Origin of the sequence: Flavobacterium sp. 5, from assembly GCF_002813295.1 — a bacterium.
Taxonomy (GTDB): Bacteria; Bacteroidota; Bacteroidia; order Flavobacteriales; family Flavobacteriaceae; genus Flavobacterium.
This window is the reverse complement of the sequence record NZ_PHUE01000001.1, coordinates 1,183,184-1,205,285: the sequence shown is the minus strand read 5'-3', so window position 1 is coordinate 1,205,285 and position 22,102 is coordinate 1,183,184. Positions and strand designations below refer to the sequence as shown.

Annotated in this window: 21 protein-coding genes; 9 read left to right on the top strand and 12 right to left on the bottom strand. The window is 31.6% G+C overall.

The features are described from left to right. Window positions 1-42 precede the first annotated feature (42 nt). Complete coding sequence (locus CLU82_RS04915; protein WP_100842035.1) at window positions 43-1,350, top strand: AMP-binding protein; 1,308 nt, start codon at window positions 43-45, stop codon at window positions 1,348-1,350. 229 nt (window positions 1,351-1,579) lie between these two features. Here the strand turns inward: CLU82_RS04915 and CLU82_RS04910 are convergent, their stop codons facing one another. The 7 genes from CLU82_RS04910 to CLU82_RS20690 form a co-directional block, all read right to left on the bottom strand. Further along, the gene (locus tag CLU82_RS04910; RefSeq protein ID WP_100842034.1) at window positions 1,580-2,569 is read right to left on the bottom strand and encodes a beta-ketoacyl-ACP synthase III; all 990 of its coding nucleotides are present in this window, start codon (window positions 2,567-2,569) and stop codon (window positions 1,580-1,582) included. Window positions 2,570-3,096: 527 nt separating this feature from the next. Beyond that, window positions 3,097-4,164 (bottom strand): ACR3 family arsenite efflux transporter, encoded by a 1,068-nt coding sequence (gene arsB / locus CLU82_RS04905; RefSeq protein ID WP_100842033.1) that lies wholly within the window; start codon window positions 4,162-4,164, stop codon window positions 3,097-3,099. A 2-nt stretch (window positions 4,165-4,166) separates the two neighbouring features. Then, on the bottom strand, window positions 4,167-4,799 hold the full coding sequence (locus tag CLU82_RS04900; RefSeq protein ID WP_198520189.1) for a low molecular weight phosphatase family protein: 633 nt from the start codon (window positions 4,797-4,799) through the stop codon (window positions 4,167-4,169). A 25-nt stretch (window positions 4,800-4,824) separates the two neighbouring features. Further along, the gene (locus CLU82_RS04895; RefSeq protein WP_100842032.1) at window positions 4,825-5,292 is read right to left on the bottom strand and encodes a DUF6428 family protein; all 468 of its coding nucleotides are present in this window, start codon (window positions 5,290-5,292) and stop codon (window positions 4,825-4,827) included. A gap of 139 nt (window positions 5,293-5,431) precedes the next feature. Next, window positions 5,432-5,758 (bottom strand): helix-turn-helix transcriptional regulator, encoded by a 327-nt coding sequence (locus CLU82_RS04890; protein ID WP_100842031.1) that lies wholly within the window; start codon window positions 5,756-5,758, stop codon window positions 5,432-5,434. A gap of 295 nt (window positions 5,759-6,053) precedes the next feature. Beyond that, window positions 6,054-6,479: a response regulator transcription factor gene (locus CLU82_RS04885; protein ID WP_100842030.1), complete on the bottom strand. Its 426-nt coding sequence runs from the start codon at window positions 6,477-6,479 to the stop codon at window positions 6,054-6,056. A gap of 56 nt (window positions 6,480-6,535) precedes the next feature. Further along, the gene (locus CLU82_RS20690; protein ID WP_157813322.1) at window positions 6,536-6,760 is read right to left on the bottom strand and encodes a response regulator; all 225 of its coding nucleotides are present in this window, start codon (window positions 6,758-6,760) and stop codon (window positions 6,536-6,538) included. 728 nt (window positions 6,761-7,488) lie between these two features. Between CLU82_RS20690 and CLU82_RS04875 the strand changes: the two genes are divergently transcribed. From CLU82_RS04875 to CLU82_RS04850, 6 genes are all read left to right on the top strand, one after another. After that, entirely contained in the window at window positions 7,489-7,902 is a 414-nt protein-coding gene (locus tag CLU82_RS04875) for a response regulator (protein WP_100842029.1), read from the top strand. A gap of 413 nt (window positions 7,903-8,315) precedes the next feature. Continuing rightward, entirely contained in the window at window positions 8,316-10,235 is a 1,920-nt protein-coding gene (locus tag CLU82_RS04870; RefSeq protein ID WP_100842028.1) for a PAS domain S-box protein, read from the top strand. A 4-nt stretch (window positions 10,236-10,239) separates the two neighbouring features. Next, window positions 10,240-11,373, top strand: coding sequence for an FIST signal transduction protein (locus tag CLU82_RS04865; protein WP_100842027.1), 1,134 nt, complete (start codon window positions 10,240-10,242; stop codon window positions 11,371-11,373). Further along, on the top strand, window positions 11,373-12,416 hold the full coding sequence (locus CLU82_RS04860) for an ATP-binding protein (protein ID WP_100842026.1): 1,044 nt from the start codon (window positions 11,373-11,375) through the stop codon (window positions 12,414-12,416). Before CLU82_RS04865 ends, CLU82_RS04860 begins: the two co-directional genes overlap by 1 nt. Further along, window positions 12,397-12,726 (top strand): Hpt domain-containing protein, encoded by a 330-nt coding sequence (locus tag CLU82_RS04855; RefSeq protein WP_100842025.1) that lies wholly within the window; start codon window positions 12,397-12,399, stop codon window positions 12,724-12,726. The genes CLU82_RS04860 and CLU82_RS04855 overlap by 20 nt, the downstream gene beginning before the upstream one ends. A gap of 10 nt (window positions 12,727-12,736) precedes the next feature. Beyond that, window positions 12,737-13,465, top strand: coding sequence for a LytTR family DNA-binding domain-containing protein (locus CLU82_RS04850; RefSeq protein WP_100842024.1), 729 nt, complete (start codon window positions 12,737-12,739; stop codon window positions 13,463-13,465). Window positions 13,466-13,674: 209 nt separating this feature from the next. On the opposite strand, the gene CLU82_RS04845 is transcribed toward CLU82_RS04850, so the two are convergent. From CLU82_RS04845 to CLU82_RS04835, 3 genes are all read right to left on the bottom strand, one after another. Further along, window positions 13,675-14,370 carry a pseudouridine synthase gene (locus CLU82_RS04845; protein WP_100842023.1) on the bottom strand — a complete coding sequence of 232 codons (696 nt, stop codon included), beginning with the start codon at window positions 14,368-14,370 and terminating at the stop codon, window positions 13,675-13,677. Window positions 14,371-14,718: 348 nt separating this feature from the next. After that, entirely contained in the window at window positions 14,719-15,612 is an 894-nt protein-coding gene (locus CLU82_RS04840; protein WP_100842022.1) for an alpha/beta fold hydrolase, read from the bottom strand. 133 nt (window positions 15,613-15,745) lie between these two features. After that, window positions 15,746-16,888, bottom strand: a complete 1,143-nt coding sequence (locus CLU82_RS04835; protein WP_100842021.1) for an AraC family transcriptional regulator — start codon at window positions 16,886-16,888, stop codon at window positions 15,746-15,748. 363 nt (window positions 16,889-17,251) lie between these two features. On the opposite strand from CLU82_RS04835, the gene CLU82_RS04830 reads away from it, so the two are divergent. After that, window positions 17,252-19,264: a M13 family metallopeptidase gene (locus CLU82_RS04830; RefSeq protein WP_100842020.1), complete on the top strand. Its 2,013-nt coding sequence runs from the start codon at window positions 17,252-17,254 to the stop codon at window positions 19,262-19,264. Window positions 19,265-19,317: 53 nt separating this feature from the next. Continuing rightward, complete coding sequence (msrA, locus tag CLU82_RS04825) at window positions 19,318-19,809, top strand: peptide-methionine (S)-S-oxide reductase MsrA (protein ID WP_100844937.1); 492 nt, start codon at window positions 19,318-19,320, stop codon at window positions 19,807-19,809. A 268-nt stretch (window positions 19,810-20,077) separates the two neighbouring features. Here the strand turns inward: msrA and CLU82_RS04820 are convergent, their stop codons facing one another. Together CLU82_RS04820 and CLU82_RS20970 are read right to left on the bottom strand one after the other, a co-directional pair. Beyond that, window positions 20,078-20,632 carry a porin family protein gene (locus CLU82_RS04820; protein WP_100842019.1) on the bottom strand — a complete coding sequence of 185 codons (555 nt, stop codon included), beginning with the start codon at window positions 20,630-20,632 and terminating at the stop codon, window positions 20,078-20,080. Between the two features lie 88 nt (window positions 20,633-20,720). Further along, a complete protein-coding gene (locus CLU82_RS20970) occupies window positions 20,721-21,386 on the bottom strand; it encodes an AraC family transcriptional regulator (RefSeq protein ID WP_232735215.1) in 666 nt (221 codons plus the stop codon). Between the last annotated feature and the right edge of the window lie 716 nt (window positions 21,387-22,102).

The window sequence follows — 22,102 nt, the reverse complement described above, 5'->3', positions numbered from 1 at the left end:
AAAAGAGAAACAATTGTTTAAAAAAGGTAAAAGAAAAGGATAATGATTCCAAAGATAGAAATTGCGACTATAGCCGAAATAAAATTGTTTCAGGAAGAGAAGTTAAAAGAACTGCTCGCTTATGTAAATGCCAATTCGCCCTTTTACAGTTCTTTTTTTGCTAAAAATAATATCGATATTACTAGTATAAAAACTATTGAAGATCTAGGCTTATTACCCGTTACTACAAAGGAAGATTTACAAAAGTATAATAATGATTTTTTATGCGTTCCAAGGAATAAAATTATAGATTATGCTACTACTTCGGGTACTTTAGGTGATCCAGTTACTTTTGGATTAACAGATAGTGATTTGGATCGTTTGGCATACAATGAAGCAATTTCATTTGATTGCGCGGGAATAAAAGAAGGTAATGTTGTGCAATTAATGACCACTATAGATCGTCGTTTTATGGCTGGTTTGGCCTATTTTTTAGGACTTCGAAAAATGAAAGTGGGTGTTATTCGTGTTGGGGCAGGAATTCCAGAATTACAATGGGATTCTATTTTAAAATACTCGCCAAGCTATTTAATTACCGTTCCTTCTTTTTTGCTTAAAATGATTGAATATGCCGAGCAACATAACATTGATATTAATAATTCTAGTGTAAAAGGAGCTATTTGTATTGGGGAGTCTGTTCGAAATCAAGATTTCAGTAACAATGCTTTGTCCCAAAAGATAACCGATAAATGGAATATCAAATTGTTCTCTACTTATGCTTCAACTGAAATGAGTACAGCTTTTACCGAATGTAGCCATGGAGTAGGAGGGCATCATCATCCGGAACTAATTATTGTTGAAGTATTGGATGATAATAATAAACCTGTTCAAAATGGTGAATCCGGCGAGTTAACATTTACCACTTTAGGAATCGAAGCCATGCCTTTAGTCCGTTTCAAAACAGGCGATATTGTTCAGCTTCATAAAGAGCCATGCCAATGTGGGCGAAATACATTGCGTGTAGGCCCTGTAATTGGAAGAAAACAACAAATGATAAAATACAAAGGGACCACATTGTACCCGCCAGCAATGAATGATATTCTGAATGATTTTGAAGCAATTGAAAATTATATTATTGAAATTACTTCTAATGATTTAGGGACTGATGAAATTTTGATAAAAATTGCGGTTAATAATCCAACTTCAAATTTTTTACAAGAATTAAAGGATCATTTTAGAGCTAAATTACGTGTGACTCCCAAAATAGAATTAACTACCGATGAAGCTTTAAGACCACTCGTTTTTAATCCGATGAGTAGAAAACCAATTCGTTTTTTTGATAATAGAGACAATGGGTCAAGTCGTATCTAAATAGTTGCATTTATCTTTAAAATTTTAAAGCATACGATTTATCAATACTAAATAAAGTAAAGATTAAAGTTATTAGATACATCAGAACCTAATTCTATCATTTTACAGAAACATTATTTTTGAATATTTCCAGAAGTAAAAAAGAGAAAGATATAGTTGAAAAAAACAGTCAACAGCTTTTAATTCTAAAAGCTTTTGACTGTTTTTTTTGATGTTTTGTAAATTAGATTTATTTACCCCAAACAAGATAACAGCTTCCAAAAGTAAATCCTGCACCAAAAGCAGTAAGTAATAATTTGTCACCAGTTTTGAATTTTTTTTGAAAATCCCATAAGCACAGCGGTATTGTTGCAGCCGTCGTGTTTCCAAAACGGTCAATATTGACCAATACTTTTTCCATTGGTACTTTTAGATTATTGGCAACAGCATTTATGATGCGAAGATTTGCCTGATGAGGAACTACCCAATTGATATCGGCTACATCCAAATTATTGCGATTAAGTAATTCTTCGCTAGTGGCTGTCATAGCTGCGATGGCATTTTTGAATACTGTTTTACCATCTTGTTTTACATAATGGTCACCTTTTTCTAGTGTGTCTTTACTAAAAGGATTAAGAGAACCTCCTCCTGCAATAGAAAGAAATTCAGAACCTTTTCCGTCCGTTTTTAGTAAAAAATCCTTTAAGCCACTATTTTGAGAAGGTTCCAGTAATACTGCTCCTGCGCCATCTCCAAATAGAATACAAGTGTTTCGGTCTGTATAATCTATAATTCTACTCATAGTATCTACACCCACAACGATTACCTTTTTGTGTCTGCCAGATTCTATCAAAGACGCTGCTGTAGATAACGCATATAAAAAGCCGCTACAAGCGGCGTTAAGATCAAATCCCCATGCATTTACAAGTCCTGCTTTTTCACATACAGTAGGTGCAGTAGGTGCTAGCATTTTGTCTGGTGTTGAGGTTGCCAATACCAAACAATCAATCTCCGAGGGATCGATTCCAGAGTTTTTTAAAAGGTCTTGGATCGCTTCGACTGCCATATAGGAAGTAGCTTTTTCTGGATCCTTCAATATGCGTCTTTCTTTTATTCCAGTTCTTGATAGTATCCATTCGTTAGAAGTATCAACCATTTTTTCAATTTGATAGTTATCAAGGATAGTACTTGGTACATAACCACCTACAGCGGTAATAGCTGCTAAATTATTTCTTACCATTCATTTTAGATGTTAATTAGAAGGTATTGAATTTAATATTATTCAAATGTTGTAGTCTTACTTCTTCTTTTTCGAGCATAAAGGTAATAATGTTTTTTAAATTCAAAATGTTTTATTTTCTCTGTCAAGGGTTTCGAATCAATGAATGGTGGAATTTCGGGGTGAAATAGTGACTTGATATTAGCATAAAAATACGATAACTTATGAAATTACTTAAAGGATTGCTCCTTTTTTTTAGTAGTGTTATATGAATCGTAATAGATTAAAATTTGATTTCATGACAAATCTGTAGGTTTTTTTAATGTTTAAAATATGTTTGTCTAAAAAAATACTGTTGCTTTTATAAAAACTAATAAATCGAAATGTCAAAACATTACTGAGGAATACTAGCCACGCAATGGGAAAATTGTAAATATTATTTTATCTGTAATAATCTGAATTAAAATGATGCATAAAAAAAGCCTCAGATTTATCTGAAGCTTTTTTTATTGGTTGGTGATATTGCAAAAGATTTTAAATGTCTTATTTTATTTAACGGTATAATATTTTTTTCTAAACCAAAACGCAACATTAACTAAAGCTATTAATGCAGGAACTTCAACCAGAGGACCAATTACACCAGCAAAAGCTTGCCCGCTGTTGATGCCAAAAACACCTATAGAAACTGCGATTGCTAATTCAAAGTTATTCCCTGTTGCCGTAAATGCAATTGCTGTTGATTTAGAATAATCCGCTCCAAAATATTTCCCAACGAAAAAACTAACTACAAACATTACGATAAAATAAATTACCAATGGAATCGCAATTCTTACCACATCCATAGGAATTTGTACTATCAGTTCACCCTTAAGACTAAACATTAGTAGTATGGTAAAAAGTAATGCGATTAAGGTTATTGGAGAAATTATAGGAACGTATTTGTTTTGAAACCATTCTTCTCCTTTAAGTTTGATTAATGCAAATCTACTAATAATGCCCAACGCAAACGGAATACCTAAATAAACACCAACACTTTCTGCTATTTGACCGATGCTAATATTGACTTCAAAACCTTTGTATCCAAAATAGGGAGGTAACACAGTAATAAATAAGTAAGCATAAACACTGTAAAATAATACTTGAAAAATACTATTTAAAGCGATTAGTCCTGCACCGTATTCCCGGTTCCCATCGGCTAAATCGTTCCATACAACAACCATTGCAATACAACGCGCTAAACCAATTAGAATTAATCCAATCATGTATTCGGGATACCCATTTAGAAATAATAAGGCTAATGCAAACATTAATAAAGGACCAATTATCCAATTTAGAAATAGAGAAGCACCAAGAATTTTAGTGTTTCTAAAGACTTCTCCCATTTGCTCATATTTTACTTTTGCTAATGGAGGATACATCATTAGAATTAATCCAATGGCCAAAGGAATGTTGGTTGTTCCGCTTGAAAATGAATTGATAAAACCACCGCTTGACGGAATGAAGTAACCAATAGCAACACCTATTGCCATCGCAAGGAATATCCAAAGTGTTAGAAATCGGTCAAGGAATCCTAATTTTTTTCTTTCTAATGTAGGAGTACAATTATTTGCAGACATACTTATTGTTTGATTTGTGAAAAGACATAAAATATTTCTGTTGCAATTTGTAAACTGCGTTCCTTGTATTTTTCGGCTTGTTGAGGTGTGTTATCAAAAGCTTTTGGGTCCTCAAAAGTTATTGGAATTCTCATTTGGGCTCCTTCTATAAACGGACAGCCACCATCGGCTTGTGAACAAGTCATGATTGCAGCAAATTCACTTTTGGGATTAAAAGGATCATCATACTTTTTAGAAAAACCAATAATTGGATGTTCGTTTTCAGCATATTTGATAGCATAAATAGGATTATTAGTTTCTGAAATTGTTTTGATTTTGAAGCCTTGATTTTCCAAAGTTTTTGCAACAACTGGAAATAGAGCAGTTGCTTCAGTTCCGCCCGAATAACAAAAAACATTTTTTATACCGAAATAAGCCGATGCCGTTTGTGCCCAAACTTGCGATAAATGACTTCTTCTGGAATTGTGGGTGCAAATTAGATTAAGCCTGATTTCTTTTTGCTCATTTACTTTCGTCTGAATGAATTCGACAAGCGGTTGTAGAATTGCTTTTCGTTCTGCTGTAATTGCTGTGATTTTAAAATCCTCAATTGTCTTTTGTATCTCTGGAAATAAAATTGATTTCGTTGTGATCATTTTAGGTTTTTCTAAGTTTTGGGTATTAGCAACATTTCCCCTCTGGAGAGCAACACGCTTCGGTACTTATTTCTGAAAGTTTAATTTTTTGTTTTTCATTTGGTACTCCGCAAGCTTCTTGTGCTAAGCAAGCTGTTCTTTTGTTTTTTAGAATAAAGGATTTTCCATCAAAACTTAAATCATATTTCCCAATAGTATCACTTTGATATTCCACTTCAATTTCAGAATCTTCGATTCCTAATTTATTTTCTGAAAGTTGAATGATATGCAATAATTTATTTGGCTTTAGGCGATGATCAAAATCGTTGGCATCCCAAAGTTGAAAGTTTACCACCTTTTCATTTCGAATGACACCACCGCAATCTATAAAGTTTTTTGTTATCATTCCCACTTCGGTTACGTGGAAATGCTCGGGAACAAAAGTTCTATTTTCTAATTGAAATGCAACATTTTCTAGTGTTGGTAAAATTTCTTTTACTTCAGATAATTTCATGGCAATTAAGTTTATTTGTTAAATGCAATATTGCGATTATGTAGGATAAAAAAATGTTTTAAATAATTTATCGATACCTTTTATTTAGTGAAATATTTAGGAGTAGCGTAATTCATAATTGTTAATTCGTAATTCAAACCTAGCAGCATTTTGACTTTGTTATAGTTTGAGTGATTGTTGTGAAATAAGTATTTAAAATGTCTATTGTTTTTTCGTCTATACAATAGCAGATAGCATTACCTGTGATGTTTCCCTTAATAATACCGGCGTTTTTTAGTTCTTTCAAATGTTGTGAAACCGTAGGTTGTGCAAGCGGAAGTTCATTTACAATGTCTCCACAAATACATTCGTTTACTTTTAATAAATATTCAATGATTGCAATTCTTGCAGGATGTCCTAAAGCTTTAGCAATTGTTGCTATTTGATTTTGCGCATCTGTAAAGTGTTCTGTCTTTGTCGCTCCCATTTTTGAATATTTTTATATTGCAATATTACGATATTATTTTTGAGTAGCAAAAAAGAATCAGTATTTTTTTGGTATGAAGTATATGATAAATGGATTTATTGGGAATAGGGTAGCTGTAGATTTATTTTTATTTAGAGAATAACAAATATCTTTATGATGTAAAATTATTAGGCAGTAACCTGGGGGAAATTACCCGTTTTTACTTTCTCAATAGAAATAAAAAATAGTTATACTGTAAATCTAATCAGTGTTTTAAAGGCTAAAAAATAGATTAGTACAATTAGACTTTATGCATTCAAGCGCTAATGTTTTCTGTTTCAGCGTATTCTGGTCTCAAATGGAATTTAGCAGCAGCAAATGAACGTTTTATTCTAACTAGTAATTCATTTGGGTTGAAAGGTTTAGATACAAAATCATCTGCTCCCAAGCTAAAAGCTTTTAGAACTGTGATTTCTTCTTCACCTAAAGCAGAAACTACTATTATTGGAATGTTTTCAAAATACTCTTTTGAAAAGCCAATGATTTCTAATCCTGAGCGAAAAGGAAGCATAATATCTGTAATGATCAAGTCAGGCATGAATACTGGAATTTTTTCTATGGCACTCAGACCATCTTTACAGCATGTTACTTGATATCCTTCTTTTTTTAGGATGTACTCAAAAATTTTAGCTATTAGTGTATCGTCTTCTGCTATTAATATTTTTAAATCTGAATTGTTCATTTTTTTTAGGTATTAAGATTGATAAATTTGGGGGGGTGTATTTTTAAGCGGCTGTATTATTTTCTCTTTTTAAAAGTTTTGTCTTCTTTTTTAGACTGATTTTTTGTAGCCTCTGCAGGTATATTTGTGTCTGTAGTTATGGGGTTTGGTTTAGAAGTATTTAAAATTTTTACCACATCAGTTACGGTATATACATTTGTAAAGTCATAACCATGATCTATTAAAAACTTTTCTAATGACTGAAATACTAACTCCTGATCATCAACAATTAAGATTTTCATAATACTGTGTTTTAGCGTTAAATCTGATACAAATGTATTTTTATAAACATTTATTATTTTGTTTTTTAGGCTATTGAACTTGGTGTGTCGACCAATGGTAATTTACTTTAGATGTACCGGTTATCGAACAGTATTCGTATCGCTATAAAGTTTGATATACGTATTCAATTCACTTTTAGATTTTTTTATAAGATCTTGAGGAATTGATGTAAAAAAAGTGCCTGCGAATTCAAATGTAGAATTGTAACAAGCACTAACTATGAAAATTCGACCTCATATAACTAAATAAAAAAAGCTCCCTGTGGTGAGGAGCTTTTCAAATTAACTAAAATTGTTTTTGGAATATAATTGTAAAGTCGGAGGCCAATGCAATTATTACCGTACAAATATCTATCTCTTTTTAGTATGTTATTTTCAATTTTAGATAACTAGTCAATTACTGTAGATGAATGGACTTTAAGAATCGTTAAACAGCATAATCAGTTCTTTATTTTGCCTTGCATGTATTCACAGTTATTAAGTCGGTTTATGAAGGTCTATGTTCCTATCTATTATAGATAATTGATTTCAAAAGGTCTAAAGAGTTGATTTGGTGATTTTAACATTTCGGTTTAACGATCAATAGTTACCATCCATCTACAGTTTTATACCGCTTATCGAAGATTAGCATTTTTATAATCAAGCTATAACTAAATTTGAGCAATTCATTTTTATATACACTAAACTATATGTCAAAGTCATTAAATATATTATTAATAGAAGACGATGCTATTGAGGTTATGAAATTTAATAAAGTTTTAAAAAACCTAGAGCAAGTACATAAAATAATAGAAGCCAATAATGGCGAAGAAGCACTTTCAATACTTGAAAATAAAGTAATCATTCCAGATATAATTGTTCTGGATCTAAATATGCCTAAAATTAACGGGATAGAGTTTTTAAGTATTCTCAAAGCTGATGATGTGTTAAAGTATATACCGGCTATCGTCCTGACTACTTCTAATAACCATAAAGATCTTTTAGCATTTTACAGAATTGGTATTGCTGGCTACATGCTCAAACCGCTAAAATATGAGGACTATGTAGATAAAATAGAAAAAATGATTCAATATTGGAGTACAAATGAGTTAATATCCCAATAGTGATTTCATAAAATTTGAACTACCACAAAAATTATCAAACCTTTCCAATTTTACAGTAGATAGATTCCTTTCTAATCTTGAAGTATACATAATAAAAGTTACTCGTGAGAAATATCTGTTTATTATTGATCCAAGAAATAGTAATTTAAAAGATTATTTACTAAATTTACCTAGCTTTCATAAGTGGATGTTGTTGATTTCCCCCAAATTAACTTCTTCTGAATTTAAAGTTACTGTTGTAAATGATATTTTTTAATGTTGCATTATTACACAAGTACCCCGAAAATGAAAGAATACTAAAAGGGTATTTTAACCAACTACTAACCGCGTTAGGAAGTAGAGTAGTAATTGAGCATGTTGTATCTAGACAGTTAAACAAATTTGAAGATGTGTTTAAACTAAGCTGGTAATCTATGGATTCAATTAATTTTACTACTGAGAGGTTTAATGAAATTTTCCCTTTTTACATTTTGCTTGATCAGCAAATGATCATTTCTTCTTATGGGAAAAGCTTGGGAAAAGTTTTCCCTTCGATAAAACAACAAGCTAATTTTTTGGATTATTTCGCATCCAAAAGGCCATTTATGGAACAGATAGATGCGAAAACAATATCAGAAAATTTAAATCAGCTGGTAGTTTTAGAATGTATAATAAATAAGGATTCCTTAATTAGAGGGCAATTTGTTGCTATAGATAATTATTTTTTATTTATCGGATCACCGTGGTTAACATCCGTAGAAGATGTTAAAAAAAACAACCTTAGCATATCTGACTTTGCTAATTTTGATCCTCAGTTTGATTTGCTGCAAATACTAAAAACGCAAGAATCAAAAAATCAAAAACTTAACGAATTACTCGAAATTCATAACCAACAAAGAGAAGCGCTTAATAAAGATGGCGAAGAACTTAACAGGCTTTCGTTAGTCGCAAGTGCTAATAAAAATGCAATCGTTTTTACTGATGCTGCTGGTAAAATATTTTGGTGTAATGAATCGTATCATAAAGTAACAGGATTTACAAAAGAAGACATTATTGGTAAAAATCCTATTGAGGTTGGCATAACTTCTAATACTAATAAAGATGCTGTAAAAAAAATGACCTATCTTTTTCTTAGAGGAGAATCTTTTGATATAGAAATCTCTCATGGACGAAAAGACGGAACTTTTTTTTGGTCACGGACAAAAGGACAGCCTGTTTATAGTGAAAATGGTGAACTCTTGCAATATTTTGCTGTCATTGAAGACATGACTGAAGAAAAAGAGAAAGAGGAACAATTGTTTTTATTATCGCTTATTGCCGAAAAAAATATAAATGCAGTTGTAATTTGTGATAACGAAGGGAGGTTGGAATGGGTTAATTCAAGTTTTGTAGCCATGTCTGGATATGAAGTAGAAGAACTTATTGGATTGAAACCTGGGAAATTATTACAAGGCGAAGAGAGTAATCCTGAGACAGTAATTTATTTAAGTGAGCAAATAAAAAAGGGAGAACCATTTAGTTGTGAAATAATTAATTATTCTAAAACAGGAAAAAAATATTGGGTAAAAATTCAAGGTCAGGCATTGTACAATAAATGGGGGGAAATCTCTTGTTTTTTTGCTATTCAAGAAGATGTCACCGCACGAAAAATGCTTGAAGATCAAAAAGAACACCTTTTAGCCAGCTTAGAAAAAAGCAATAATGACCTCGAAGAATATGCCCAAATTGTTTCACACGATCTTAAATCACCGCTAAGAAGTATAAACTCATTAATTTATTGGATAAAAGAAGAGGACGGAGCCAATTTAAAAGAACAGTCTCTGCAATATCTGGATATGATAGAAGGTAAAATTGAAAAGATGGACCGGCTCATACAAGGAATATTAACGTATTCTAAAATAGATAATGAAGATTCTGAAATTACACAGCCTGTCGACACTATGGGGGTTGTGGAGAATATTGTAAATACTATTGATATTCCAAAGAATGTAAAAATAGTAATATCGGATAAGATGCCTGTCATTGTTGCTGACAAGTTTCGTATACAGCAATTGTTTCAAAATTTAATTGGTAATGCGGTAAGCTACAGTGACAAACCTCAAGGTTTGGTTGAAGTAAATGCAGACGAATACGAATCACATTATATTTTCTCTGTAAAAGACAATGGACCTGGTATTGCTGAAGAACACTTTGAAAAGATCTTCAGAACATTTCAGTCGCTTGCAAGCAGTGAAAAATCAACGGGTCTGGGCTTGTCTATAGTCAAAAAGGTAGTAGATTATTATAAAGGAAAAATTTGGATAGAAAGTGAATTAGGTAATGGTACCGTATTTTATGTACAGCTAAATAAATAAAGTTATGAAAATAGTGCAGGCTTTTAAAAAAGAGAATCTTACTTGGAATTATCTTACGGATAAAATTGCTTTGAAGAACCCATTAGTACTGGTATTTGCAAACAGATTACTGCTGGAAGATGAAGCTTTTTTAAAAGAGATTAAAAAAGAATTCCCTTATGAGCATATTATTTATGGTTCTACATCTGGTGAAATTGCTGATACAAATGTTTTGGATAATTCTGCGGCAGTAACTGCTATCGAATTCGAAAAAAGCAGTTTCATAATCAAAACAGGTAATATTTTAGACTATGATAAAGATGCTGTTGCTCTTGGGAAAAGTCTGTATTCAAGTATGCCAAAAGAGAACCTGAAACATCTTTTTGTACTCTCCGAAGGAAGCTTTATTAACGGCAGTGCTTTGATAAATGGGCTGGAAGATGCTATTGATTCAAGTGTTTCAATAACAGGGGGCATGTGCGGAGATGATGCGAAATTTGAAAAAACCCTTGCTTCTTATAATGAAAATCCAAAAGAAGGTGAAGTCGTATTGATTGGTTTTTATGGTGAAACATTAGAAATTAGTTTTGCCAGTTATGGAGGATGGCAGCCGTTTGGTCCAGAAAGAATTATTACCCGTTCTGAGGGAAATATTTTGTACGAGATAGATGGACATCCAGCATTAGAACTATATAAAAAATATCTGGGAGAAAAGGCCAATGAACTTCCGCAAGCATCGCTTTTATATCCATTAAATGTAACACCTCCCGGAAAAGAGGATGCGCTGGTAAGAACGATACTCAATATTGACAATGAAAATCAATCAATGATTCTTGCTGGAGATGTACCGCTAAACTCAAAAGTACAGTTGATGATGGCATCGGTAGATGGCATTGCCAATGGAGCCAATTTAGCCGCTCAAGATGCTATGCGAAACCGAAAAACAAAACCAAGCTTAGCTATTCTGATAAGCTGTGTGGGACGAAAAATTGTAATGGATCAGCGGGTAGAAGAAGAACTAGAAGAGGTAAAATCGGTTTTAGACAGCAAAACAATTTTAACTGGCTTTTATTCATACGGAGAAATGGCACCGTTTTTTGGAAGCAGAATTTGCCAATTACACAATCAGACAATGACCTTAACACTCGTTAGCGAATAATGAACTCATTACTAGAAAGACAAATAGCAAAACACTTGGGGGGTACTATTCCTGAAGGATTAGAGAATTTCTTGAATGCGATAAATAATTCATATATAAACTATGATGAACAAAGTGCATTGTTGCAAAGAGCAATGAAATTAAGTTCTGATGAGTTATTTGAAGCAAATGAAAAATTGCGGGAAGAAGCTCGGAGTCTTACAGATGTAAATAAGAATCTGGAATTTATATTAAGCTCAATGAATCTTGATGTAAATGACTATTCTGATCAAAAATTTAATGCAACCGATTATATAAAACAGCAATCTGAGGAGATAATTAAAATTAATAAGCAGCGTGAAGAACTCCTTAAAAACCTGGAACTGCAAAATCAAGAACTTAGTGATTATGCACACGCAGTTTCACATGATTTAAAAGCCCCGCTCAGAAGTATAAATACGCTTATAGAATGGTTTATTACAGACAATAAAGAAAAACTTAGTCCCGATAACTTAGATTCATTAAACCTTATTTTACTGAATGTCGAAAAAATGGATCTCCTAATAAAGGGAATTTTAGATTATTCATCAATTGATAAACTCCAATCCGAAAATAGAATTGTTGATTTTAATGTGCTCTTAGATGAAATAATCAGAACGTCCTTGCTTCCTGAAAATTTTGAAATAAAAGTAGATAACAAACTGCCTCAGATCTATGGTCACTATTATAGATTTAAGCAACTTTTTGAAAATTTAATTAACAATGCTATTAAATATAATGATAAAGATAAAGGAGTTATAGAAATAGGATACGGATTGAATAGCGATAATTTGTTAGAATTTTATGTAAAAGATAATGGAATGGGTATAGAGGCCGCTTATCTTGATAAAATTTTCAATATCTTTACTAAGCTAGACAATTCGGATACATCTTCAGGAATAGGGCTCTCAATAGTAAAAAAAATTGTTCAATTTTATAACGGGAAAATCTGGGTCGAAAGTGCTTTAAATAAAGGAACCACATTTTTCTTTACTCTCGATATTAATGGAAAAGCCAAATCTTAACTATATTAATAATCTTTCGGGAAATGATGATGCTTTTAGAGGTAAAATCATTAATACCCTTAAAAAGGAACTGCCAAAAGAAGTAAAGGAATATTATGATCAAATTGAAAAAGGCTATTTTACAGAAGCTGCTCAAATTATTCATAAGATTAAACATAAAATTGGTATAATGGGAATGGAAAAAAGTTATTATCTTACTGAAGAGTTTGAACGTAACCTAAAAAATCAATCAGCAGACAGTAATGCAGAGTTAAAAGTAGAGTTTAATAAAATACTTAGTACAATGCAGGATTTTGTTGATTCATTATAATCTTAACTATATGAATTGTATTGTAATAGATGATGAAGAAATGGCAAGGGCTATTATTGGTCAGATGATTATTAAGCACCCTGTTTTAAATTTTATAGAAGAATTTCAAAATGCTGTCGAAGCTTTAAAGTTTCTTAACCAAAGTACGACTCTAGTAGACGTTATTTTTTTAGATATTCATATGCCTGGTTTTACAGGTTTTGACTTTATTCAAACCATTAAAAATCCGCCTTTAGTTATCCTCATAACCTCAGACAGAAATTTTGCTATCGAAGCTTTCGAATATAAGTGTATTGTTGATTATTTGGTAAAACCAATAACCGAAGAACGCTTTTTGAAAGCAATAAATAAAATTGAAGCAAAAAAACACACACTCCCTTCTTATACAGAGACATCAGATGCTCAGCCTGTACTGCCAAATGATACAGCCACCGAGTTTTATATAAATATAGACCGAAGACTTATAAAAATAAATATGGCATCTATAAATGTAATTGAAGCCAAAGGAGATTACATTCTGATAAAAACGGAGGACAAAAATTACACGGTACATTCTACATTAAAAAAAATAGAAGATAAACTTCCCACATCTTCTTTTTTAAAAGTACATCGAACGTATATTATAAACATAAAAAAAATTATTGATATCGAAGATAACAGTGTTTTAATAGCAAAAGATGTAATACCAGTAAGCAGGTCTAATAGACCTGAACTTATGAAGCGACTTAATATGCTTTAAAACATAACTTCCTTTCCTTGTTATTCTAAATTAGAAACTGTCAAAAGTGGTTTTTGAAAATATTTTACAAAAAAAGCTTCAGATTCCTCTAAAGCTTTTTTTGTGTGGGAGGCATTCAAATAGCAAACCAGTTTTTTGAGGATTATTATAATCTTTTAGCATGTGCATCTTAAATTTCAAAATTCAACAGTAATTTACAAATTCGTATTCTATTGATACTTACTCAAATCTAGATTAAGAATAGTACCTACTCTGCTAAACTCTTCATTAATCTTTGCATTCAAGATTAGTTGCTCATTTTTTATTGGATGATTAAAAACTAACTGATGGGCATGAAGCATCATTCCTTTTAGCTCATAATTCTCCAACCATAATTTATTTTGTTTGTTACAACCATGTGGACGACTTCCTAAAATGGGATGAAAAATATGTTTGAAATGTTTTCGTAATTGATGCATGCGTCCAGTTTCAGGAATCGCTTCTATCAAACAATATCGTGACGTTGGTTTATTGTTAAATTCTAATGCAATTTCGACATTTTGCAAACGATGAAAGTAGGTTATTGCATTTTGTGTAATGTCGTCGTCATTGGTTAAATCGTAATCAATCGTTAGTTCTTCGGGTGACCAACCACGTAAAATGGCTAAATATTTTTTTTCGACTTCGCGTGTGGCAAAACGATCATTCATAATTTTTAAAACTTCTTTGTCCAACGCAAATAACAATACCCCGGAAGTTTTTCGGTCTAACCGATGAATAGGATAAACGTGTTGCCCAATTTGATTTCTCAATTCTTGAATAGCATACACTTTTGCATCGCGCGCATAAAATGATTTGTGAACCAACAATCCGCTCGGTTTATTAATTGCAATAATATATTCGTCCTGGTAAAGAATTTCTAACATTTGGCAAAAATAAAAGAGATTTCGATTAAAGTTACTTTTATTACTTATTTATTTTTATACCCCGATCTCCTAATTTTTCTCATAGAAAGCTGTGTGATTGTCTGTTATCGAAATATCTAACCAATTAATTGAAGATTATTATATAGATTATTGTATTTACGTTTTAGATTTCTTATCCTAAAATCCCAATAACTAAAGTAATTTTAAAAGCAACTGATTTTATCATATAGTTGTTTAAGAAAAAGAACTAGGTCAAGTTTTATTTTTTAACTCACTTCTATTTTTTTTATCCTATTCGGGCTGAGTAATAAGATTCAGTGGCTAAGGATTTGATATAAAAAGGTGATCTTAAGGTAGTTTTGATAACAATAGCCTGATGTTGCCTAAAACAAGCATAGGCTCATCAAGTTGAATAAAATGTCCGGACTTTATTGTTTTTATATGTGTAAAATCTTTTACTCCTGCCTTAAGTGATTCGTGAGCGTCGTACCATAACTGTCTATCGGCTGAATCATGTTCGGCATCAATTTTCATACTCGTTATAGCGATTACTGGAACGTCGGGCAAATTAGGCAGTCCTTCCATATATATAAAGTCTTCTATTAATTGTAGAGTTTCTAATGCTATTCCTGAATTTTGACCATAATCTGCTTTAAAAGTAGTATAAAACGAGTCTATCTGACTCTGCGAAAAATGGTTGTATTTTTCGTGAGAAGCATCAACAAATACTAAACCGGCAACTTTTTCAGGATTTTTTATAGCAAAGTCTCTAATAATCAATCCTCCTAATGAATGTCCTACAAGCACTACTTTTCTGCCGTTTGCAAATTTATCTATAACCTTTTCAAGCTCACTCCTTAATTTATTGATATTTCTAGGTTCAGTGTTAGATTCTGATTTTCCATAACCAGCTCTATCATATAATAAAACGTCTGAATCTAAAAAATTAGATATGTATAAAATCTCTGAAGATTTTCCAGTGCTGTACCAGGACGTATGATCATTTCCATGACCAGATTCAAAAACAACTAAATATTTTGATTTTTTTGATACAGTATAGGTCATCAGTTTATGTGTTCCTAAATCGATTACAGTTCCCGGATATTCCTCAGGAATTTTTTCATCATCATCTGAGCAGGAGACAAAAAAGAGTGCATAAATTATAAAAGTTAAGAGACATAATAATCTGACAACAATAGCTTTGTGTAGCTTTGATTTTCGAGGTGTTTTTCTTAAGTTCATTTGTGATTTTTAGTTTTTTAGTTTTTTTTGAAAGTAAAATCGATACAAATATTAGTATTATTTACCATCAAAAAGTTCTGATTTATGAATCAGAACCTATTTAAAACAACTAAAAATTTCCTGTTACAAAAAATCATACCACAGTTAGGATTGCTTTTTTAAATTCAGAGGGAGTTTGATTAGTATGTTTCTTAAAAGTAGTATTAAAGACTGTTTTAGAATTAAAACCAACTTCAAAAGCAATTCCCATTAAACTCAAATGCTCCAGATTAGGATCCTGAATCATTTTTTTTGCTTCCTCGATTCGATACGTATTAATAAATTGATAAAAATTCTCATTACAGCCCTTATTTATTATGTAAGATAGCAGATGAGTTGAAATATTCAATTGTGAAGCCAATTTAAACAAGCTTAACTCTGGATCTAAAAAAGGTTTTTTATGATCCATTATCTGAATTAAATTAGATTTCATCTCTTTTAATTCATCCTCAGAAATCAATTTTTTATGATTGCTTTTCAATTCATAAGTTTCATTTATAAGGACGTCAATTTCTTTTTTTTCTTCTTTGTTAAGCGGTATAATTTCTTTTTGTTTTAAAGAAAAATACGCCATAAAAAAGATGCAGACAAGATAAACCAGACTGGCAAAATGGTCAAATAAAACACTCGTTTTTGCTAATTTAAAAAAGATATCAATTAACCAAAGACCAGCAATTATCAACACGCATATTACTACTTTCTGCAGCCACTTTAAGTTGATAGAATCCATGTTAGAACTGTACAGGAACAATTTTTTTTGATAAGCAGTGATTTCTCTGTACGCTTTAATAGCATAAGTAATAACCTGAAAACAAAAAATTAAATTAAAAGCAGTAATGATTATAACAGCATTTTTTTTATCGGCATCAGTCGAAGGTTGCTTTACATCAATGAGGACTGAAACTAAAATTAATAATAGCATTATAAAAGCAAATGCAAAATGCAAATTATCTTTCGGCCTCCATTTTCTGTTGGGTTCAACAAAATAAGCAACTGTAAAATAAAAAACCGGAGCTACTATATAATCTGTCAATCCCAAAAAATCATTTATGGGCATCCGTGTTTTCAAAAACTCAGTTTTTTCTAATAAATCATTAAACTGAATAAGGAATATGCATAAAATAAAAGATCCAAACCATCGATTAACGGTATTGTTTACTTGATTGACATTTGCAAAGATTAAAAATGCAAATAATAAAGTTGTTCCCGCAACAAAGAAGCTGATTAGTTGATCCATTAAAAAATTACTACGTATATCTGTTTGATGTTTTTTTTGAGAATGACAAAATAAACAAATATACGAATAAAAGTATTTTCTTTAGAATTGAAATTTTAATCAAAAATTGGCTTAAAGTATCAAAAGGCTGGTGCTGTCGTTCCGCTCGCAAAGGAAAAATTATTCTACAATAATACATATATAAAAAAAGCTCCAGATTTCTCTGAATTTTTTCTAGTAATGGGAAGCATTCTGATAAAAATTTTAGAATTAAAAACCGAATTTGTATATTGTTCTGCTAAAATTAAATAGGACAAGCATATACATTTTAAAATAGCTGCCTTCAAACGTTTCTAAGTTCACTTTAATAGAATAATCTAGACTATGAAAAATTCAGTATTACTCTTCATTGCATTCTTAGCTTTTACAGCGTGCTCAAAACATCAGGGAGAAAAAACTATTGCGATCACTGGAATAGATTCCACATTGCGGCCTGGTAATGATTTTTTTAAATATGTAAATGGTAAATGGTATGATTCTGTAAAAATACCTGCATCTCAAGCCGGAGTTGGTGTTTATATGTTCATGAATTTCCCGCAACGAATGCGCCTGCAGGGAATATTGGATAGTATTTCGAAAAGCAATAATCCAGCAGGAAGTATAGCACAAAAGGTTGGTGACTTTTATGCATCTGGTATGGATACTGTAACCATTGACAAACGCGGCTATGCACCTATCAAACCTTTACTTTCGAAAATTGAAGCAATTAGCGATTTACCGTCATTAATGAACTTTGTAGTTAATGAAACAAAAGTGGATAATTCTTCTATTATAGGTTTTGGAGTGTCACCCGATGAAAAACATAGCAGTAGGAACATTGCCCAAATCTATCAAACGGGTATAGGTTTGCCTGACAGAGATTATTATTTCAAATCAGATCCATCAACTGTCGGCATACAGGAAGCGTATAAAAAATACCTTACTGCATTATTTCAGCAAACAGGTAGTAATGCTATAGATGCTAAAAAGAATGCTGATTTAGTTTACGATATTGACAAACAACTCGCCGTTTCGCATAAAACAAAAGTGGAACTTCGCGATGTGCAGGCAAATTATAATAAAATGGCTGTGACAGATCTTGTAAAAAGGCATCCCAATATAGATTGGACTACTTTTCTAAATAAGTTGGGTGCTCAAACCGATTCTATTAATGTTGGCCAACCGGCCTATTATGATGCGCTTAATAAGCTCTTAAAAACTATCCCCATTGCTAATTGGAAAATTTATTTGAAAGCAAATTCGATAGAAAGGTATGCCGATGATTTAAGTAAACCTTTTGTAGATGCTTCATTTGAGTATACTAAAGTGCTTTCTGGTCAAGCTGTTCAAAAAACACGTGGCGAAAAAATGGCAAATGTTGTTGACAATTACTTAGGCGACGCGTTGGGTCAATTGTATGTAAAGAAATATTTTTCAGAAGATGCCAAAAAACGCATGTTAGTCTTGGTGAATAATCTGCAAAAAGCGTATGCCAAAAGAATTGATAAATTGGAATGGATGAGCCAGACTACGAAACAAAAAGCTAAAGAAAAATTGTTCGCCATTACTAAAAAAATAGGATATCCAGATAAATGGAAAGACTATAGCAATGTGCATATAGCCAGAAATACCTATTTTGAGAATATGGTTTCGGGGGCTACAGTTGCATATCAATTTCAATTAGCAAAATTGGGCAAACTAGTCGATAAATCAGAATGGTTTACTACGGTGCCAACAGTTACGGCATATAATAACCCTACGGCAAATGAAATTGTTTTTCCTGCAGGTATCTTACAAGCTCCATATTTTGATGATAATGCCGATGATGCACTTAACTATGGAGGTATCGGAATGGTTATAGGTCACGAAATAACCCATACTTTTGATGACCAAGGTGCTCAATATGATAAGGATGGTAACTTAAAAAACTGGTGGACAAAAGAGGATTATGCACAGTTTAAGTCAAGAATACAACAGGTTATCAATTTGTACAGTACATATAGCGTTTTAGGCGATCTACACATTAATGGCGAAATGACAGTTGGCGAAAATACGGCAGATATTGCTGGAATCGCAGTTGCTTATGATGCTTTTAAAATGACAGAACAAGGAAAAGGAAATACAAAAATTGACGGTTTTACTCCAGACCAACGTTTCTTTATTTCTTTAGCCAAAATATGGAGAGTAAAAATGAAAGGCGAGTTCCTGCGTTTGTGGATTAACAACAATCCACATTCTCCACCAAATTGGCGAGTTAATGGTGTTCTAATGAATACGACACCTTTTTACGATGCATTTAATGTAAAAGCTGGAGATAAAATGTTTTTACCGAAGAAAGACAGAATAACAATTTGGTAATATTCTTGCTCTCTGAAATAGGTCAGTGGGATGTAACGTAAAATAAAAAAATGATGGAAAATTTAAAAAAAGCATATATAGCAGGAGGATGTTTCTGGGGAATGGAAGATCTTTTCCGAGTGCAGCCAGGTGTTGTAGATACAGTTGTTGGATACATTGGTGGAGATAATGAAAACCCTACGTATGAAAATCATCCAGGGCATGCTGAAGGTATTGAAATTACTTATGATGACAGAGCGACTTCATACAAAGCGATATTGGACTATTTTTTTAGGATACATGATCCATCAACGATAGACCGGCAGGGTAATGATAGGGGTAGTAGCTATCGATCGGCTCTTTTTATTAAAAATGAACAAGAAAAGAGCGATGCTGATGAAATAATAAAAATAGTGGATGACTCAAAACGTTGGCCTGATCCTGTAGTAACTACATTGGAACCTTTTAAGAAGTTTTGGCCGGCCGAGGAGTATCATCAGGATTATCTTGTAAAACATCCCAATGGGTATACTTGCCATTTTGAACGATTTGGTACTTTCTTGTAAAGCTTTCGATTTAATAGTTATTAGGACGGGACTAAAAGGTCTTGTATAAACAAAAAAAAGCTTCAGATTTCTCTGAAGCTTTTTTCTTGGTAGTCCTAACGGGACAATTCTTAATCATTTTTTGACCATTTAAAAAAAATAAATCTTTGACCATAACCAATGTTAAAAAACGTGTAATCGGTAAAACTGGTACAAATCAAACTGGCAAAAAAGTTTCTTTTTTTTCTTAGTCATTCCTATCGTATAGAAGTATTGAAATTATTAAGTTTTAGAAAAAGAAATAACCAACAGATAATTGAAATACTCCGTTTTTATTTTTACTGGAAGAATCATCTATATTATTAATATTAGTTAATCCCAGATTATATCTTGCACCAAAATTAAGTCCGTTTTCAAGTTTATAACCTAAACCAAAATTAATACCAAAATCAAAAGTATTAAACGAATCTTTTACATCTGTCTTTTCATTTTTAGCAGAAAGTAAAAAACCTATTTGGGGTCCGGCTTCAACACTCAACCCTTTTGCTACATAATATTTCCCCATTAAAGGAATGTTCAGATAATGTAGAGCAACTGTATTATCATCGAAACTATATCCCTGACCAGAATACATTAGTTCCGGTTGAAAAGAAAATTTTTCGGAAATTGGAATCTCTGATAAAAGACCAAAATTAAATGATGTTACGGTATTACTACCTTTTGTATTATCACCGCTGATAGATGCGAAGTTTAAACCTCCTTTAGCACCAAATTTAATTTTTTGTGCATTAACATTTGTAAATCCTAAAACTGTAACAACAGCTAGTACTAAAATTTTTTTCATAAAAATTGATTTGAATTATTTAAAACCAAAATTCACATAAGTAAAAATAGCAAAGGTTTCAAAAGCTTAAAAATGTATAAAATGGTACTTATTTGCTGGTGTTTTTGTATTCGTTTGGTGTTTGACCAGTAACTTTTTTAAAAGCTTTATAAAAAGTAGTTTTTGAAGTAAACCCGGATTCTAATCCCATCGTCAACAAATTATAGTTTTCATATTCAGAATTTGAGATCATTTCTTTGACAGCTTCAATTCTATATTGATTGATATAATGAGCAAAGTTATCTCCTGTTATGGTATTTATAATTTGTGAAACATACCCTGCGCTTATGCCTAGTTTTTCAGCGACTTTTTCTCTGTTTAATGTACTGTCAGTATAAATGTGCTGATCTTTGCAAAGAAGTTCCAGTTTTTGAAAATAAAGATTATCTGCTGTAATAGATTCCTTGTTTTCTTCTGGGGTGTAATTTTCTACAATTGGCAGATTGGCATACGAAATTGTTAAGTCTTTATTTAGAAAATTGTAAACAGCATCTTTGTTTTTGGCAAGGTTGTATTTGTAAATGCCTATATATGCTGTCCAGTGTATTATGAATGTTCCAAATAAAGCCAGAACGTTCATTGTAGAAGAAATATCATATTGAAGAAATAAACCGACTAGACAAGTAATGAGATAAGAGAATATTAATAAAGAAACAAGGGTTAATAAGGTAATTATCCATTTTTTTTCCTGTGAATCTTTTAAATGTCTTATCATAAAATAAGAGTAAAATAGTAGGAAGGGGATGAATGTAATGGCTAAAAAAAGATGGATAAGGCCAAGTATGTTGATTATATTGATTTCTGACTCAGAAATTTTATAAATTCCTGCAACACTATCAAGATCAGTTGTAATACTAAGGGCAGCGGAATAGGCAAATGGAATAAAGCACAAATAAACTTTTTGTTTGCTTTTTACAGTATCATCAATCCGGTTTATAATAAACAGAAATATGAAAACAGGTAATAGAAATGACCACTCGATATGGTCAATAAAACGTAGAAAAGGATAGGAAACAAATGTTTCTTCAATCTCAAAAATATGATTTAAAAAAATAATTGAAAGTGTAAATATTAAATATGCTAGATATTTATTTGAATTACTATTGAATAAGGAAGACTTTAAAATAATTAAGCCCAAGACTATTCCCTGAAAAATCGCAATATTTAAAAGTGTTGTGTAAATCAATTTTTTAATATAAAAGTTGTTTCAAAGATTTGTTTTTGGATATCATGATAATTAGTCTTTTATCAAAACATAGCTTATTTCGTAAGAATTGACAAGACGAATTTATATTAATACTAATGATTTTCTTGAGGGATTAAGAAATGATTAACTAAATGTACTTGTATAAAAATAACTTAAGGAATTTTTTTAGAGGCTGATTTGAAAGGTTGTTGCAAAAATATATCTGGATTTCTATCAGTTGAAAT